The organism is Mesorhizobium sp. M1A.F.Ca.IN.020.06.1.1 (assembly GCF_004023265.1).
Taxonomy (GTDB): Bacteria; Pseudomonadota; Alphaproteobacteria; order Rhizobiales; family Rhizobiaceae; genus Mesorhizobium.
The window spans coordinates 1-2951 of record NZ_RZSR01000765.1; the positions used below are offsets into that span (position 1 = coordinate 1).

The 2951-nt window shown below is 64.1% G+C and carries 3 protein-coding genes and 1 pseudogene; 2 read left to right on the forward strand and 2 right to left on the reverse strand.

Going from position 1 to position 2951, the window contains the following annotated elements; all coding sequences use genetic code 11:
• Window positions 1-429: DUF1465 family protein (locus EOA60_RS26545; protein ID WP_128312148.1), on the reverse strand; the 429-nt coding region annotated here is incomplete at its 3' end.
• Window positions 430-948: 519 nt separating this feature from the next.
• Between EOA60_RS26545 and EOA60_RS26550 the strand changes: the two genes are divergently transcribed.
• Window positions 949-1500 (forward strand): DUF2269 family protein, encoded by a 552-nt coding sequence (locus EOA60_RS26550; RefSeq protein WP_095799969.1) that lies wholly within the window; start codon window positions 949-951, stop codon window positions 1498-1500.
• Between the two features lie 40 nt (window positions 1501-1540).
• On the opposite strand, the gene EOA60_RS26555 is transcribed toward EOA60_RS26550, so the two are convergent.
• Window positions 1541-2311 (reverse strand): sulfite exporter TauE/SafE family protein, encoded by a 771-nt coding sequence (locus EOA60_RS26555; protein ID WP_095799968.1) that lies wholly within the window; start codon window positions 2309-2311, stop codon window positions 1541-1543.
• A gap of 191 nt (window positions 2312-2502) precedes the next feature.
• Between EOA60_RS26555 and EOA60_RS26560 the strand changes: the two are divergent.
• Window positions 2503-2951, forward strand: a pseudogene (locus EOA60_RS26560) (GNAT family N-acetyltransferase); the annotation flags it as partial.

A 2951-nucleotide genomic window follows, 5' to 3' on the forward strand; every position in this document is an offset into this window, starting at 1 on the left:
CTCCTCGTCCATGCGCTTCACCAGCGCCTGCAGGCGCAGCGACCGGCTCACCAGGTCCAGGAAGTCCTTTGGCAATTCGCTCCAGCCCAGCGCCTCGTCATGCGCGGAGGCGGTATCGAGCCGCACCTTGGATTTTTCCGAGGCGACCTGGTCGCGGGTCATCTCGCCGGAATTGGCCGCGCGCTGCAAAAGCAGCCAGGAGGCGACCTGCATCAGCCTCGTGGTAAGACGCATCGATTCGGCCGCATAGAGCGTCGCCGCCGTGCGCGACAGCTTCTTGGCTTCGAGCCTGCCCTTGCCGTCAAGATATTCGGCCGCCTGTTCGACCAGGCCCATGCCCTCCTGGTAAAGCGGCTTAAAGGATTGGGAGAAAACCCGGCGTTCCGCGAGCTTTATGGTTTTCGCGCTGCCCTTCGAAGGCTCGTTCATCGATACGCCCCTGCACTGCCGCAAGCCGATTCGGCATCCTTGCCGATACGGCCTGCACCCTTAAACGACTGAGGCTTGAAAATGCGCTTCGATGCCCATGAAGGCAAGCGCATGTTTAACAAACGGTTAACGCCGAGGCGCGCTGCCCGCCGGCGGCCAACGGGCAAAAAAAGAGCCGCGGATAAGGCGGCTCTCAGGAGTTTAACAGGGAGGCGTCAAACAAAGTGGCTCCAACCACTCGGTAAGAATCCAGACAAACTGGATGGTCCTAGTAAACGCCTGTAAAGCTTAATGAAGCCTTAACGCCGCGCGGAATTTTCAAGCGAACGGACTTTTCCTGTGCCGGAACGGGACGGCCCGACTCCTCCCGCGCCATCAAGCCCTGGATGCATATGGTGGCGCCGAAACATCGGCCCCGCCGCCGCGACATCGTTTCGAAACACGCTCCGCGCTAAACGCCCGCTCCTCTGGGCTGGCGCAGTCGACGCCGTCACCGATCAAGAAATGCAGGAGCACACCATGGACTGGTATTCGATCGTCAAATTCCTTCACGTCGTCTCGGCCATCCTGTGGGTCGGCGGCGGCTTCGTCCTGTTCCTGCTCGGCGTGCTCGCCGAGCGCGCCGGCAACATCCAGGACAAGCTGCAAGCGATGCGGGCGAGCGGCGAGCTCGGCGGCCGCTTCTTCGCGCCGATGTCGATGCTCACCCTGATTTTCGGCCTGATCATGTGCGGCTTCTGGGTTGGCTTTTCCGACCTGTGGATCATCATCGGCCTTGTCGGCTACGCCACGACCTTCTCGATCGGCATGCTCGTTTTCAAGCCGACCGGCGAGCGGATGGGGGCCATGGTCGCCAAGGAAGGCGTGACGCCGGCGGTTCTCGCCATCGGCCAGCGCATGATGCGCTGGGCGCGTTTCGACTACGCGGTGATGCTGGTGATCATCGCCGACATGGTGCTGAAGCCTACGCTTCACGACATCGGCATCCTCGCCGGCATGGTGCTGGTGATCGCGTCCGGCGCAGCGCTTGCGCTTGGCGGCGGCCGCCAGCTGGTGCCGAGCGCCGCTTGATCCTTCTGTAGCGGGCGGCGCCGGTGCGCCGCCCTGCCCATCACATCAGGCCCGCAATACCATCCCAGAGCAGCTTGAGCGCCACCACCGCCACCGTCGCGTATGTGAACGGATAAAACACCTCCGGCCGCATGCGGCGCACCAGCCAGGCGCCGGCGATGGTGGAAAGCGGCGCCAGCGGCATCAGCGCAAACGATGCGGTGAGATTGGCGCTGTCGAACTGGCCAAGCGCGAAATAGGGAATGAGCTTCAGCGCGTTGGTAGCGGCGAAGAAGATCGCCGCCGTCCCTGACAGCACCTTCGGGTCGAGCCGGATCGGCAGCGCGTAGACCTGGAAGGGCGGGCCGCCGACATGGGCGACGAAGCTGGTGAAGCCCGCAACGATGCCCCAGAACGCCGCAGCGATGCGGTTCGGCTCCACCTCGTGGTCGGCGCCGTGGCGAAACTGCAGATAGATCCAGCGCAGGACGAAGACCAGCGCGACCGCGCCGACGATCAGCCGCACCATTTCCTCCGTCACCAGGGCCGCCGTCAGCCAGCCGAGGCCGATGCCGATGACGGCGCCGGGCATCATGTCGACCAGCATCTTGCGATCATAGACGCCCCACCATGTCCACACCGAAACGATGTCCATCAGGCAAAGGATCGGCAGCAGGATGGCCGCCGCCTGCACCGGCGGGATGGCCAGCGCCATCAGCGGCACGCCGACGAAGCCTACGGCGCCGCCGAAGCCGCCCTTCGACAGGCCGACGAGGATGACCGCCGGAATGGCGGCGGCATAGAACCAGGGATCGCTGAGCAGGCCTGACATGGGAGATACGGCGACAAGAAACGGCTGGAGGATGGCGGGAGACTTGCAATAGACCAGAAAGCGAAAGACCGCGATAGCCGAAGCGCCCCGCCAGCCGGTCGGCGCGATCAACTGTCCGTAATCCAGCCTGCCGAGTTTGCGGCTGGCGGCGGGCCATGCATAAGGTCACCCGCCCAGCATGAGGTTTGACGATGAGCGAAGTCCTGATCCGCCGCGCGGACAAAGCCGATCTTGCGGCGATCGTCGCGATGCTTGCCGATGACGCGCTTGGCCGCGCCCGCGAGAATGCAAGCGTGCCTTTGGCGCAAGCCTATCAGGACGCCTTCGCGACCATAGACGGCAACCCGAACCATTTCCTGGCGGTGATGACGGACGGCGCCGAAGTCATCGGCACCTTGCAGATCAGTTTTATCCCCAGGCCTGTCGTTGCAGGGCGCTTGGCGCGGCCAGATCGAGGCGGTGCGCGTCGCGGCGAGCCGGCGCGGAGAGGGGCTCGGGCATAGCCTGCTGGAATGGGCGATCGAAAGATGCCGCGAGCGCGGCTGCAGGGTGGTGCAACTGACGACCAACAAGAGCCGGCTCGACGCGCACCGCTTCTACGAACGGGTCGGCTTCAAGCCGAGCCACATCGGCTACAAGC

Bases quoted from the DNA above. Each gene is read 5' to 3' on its own strand.
- EOA60_RS26550 (WP_095799969.1), top strand. From the start codon at position 949: ATGGACTGGTATTCGATCGTCAAATTCCTTCACGTCGTCTCGGCCATC.
- EOA60_RS26555 (WP_095799968.1), bottom strand. From the start codon at position 2,311: ATGTCAGGCCTGCTCAGCGATCCCTGGTTCTATGCCGCCGCCATTCCG.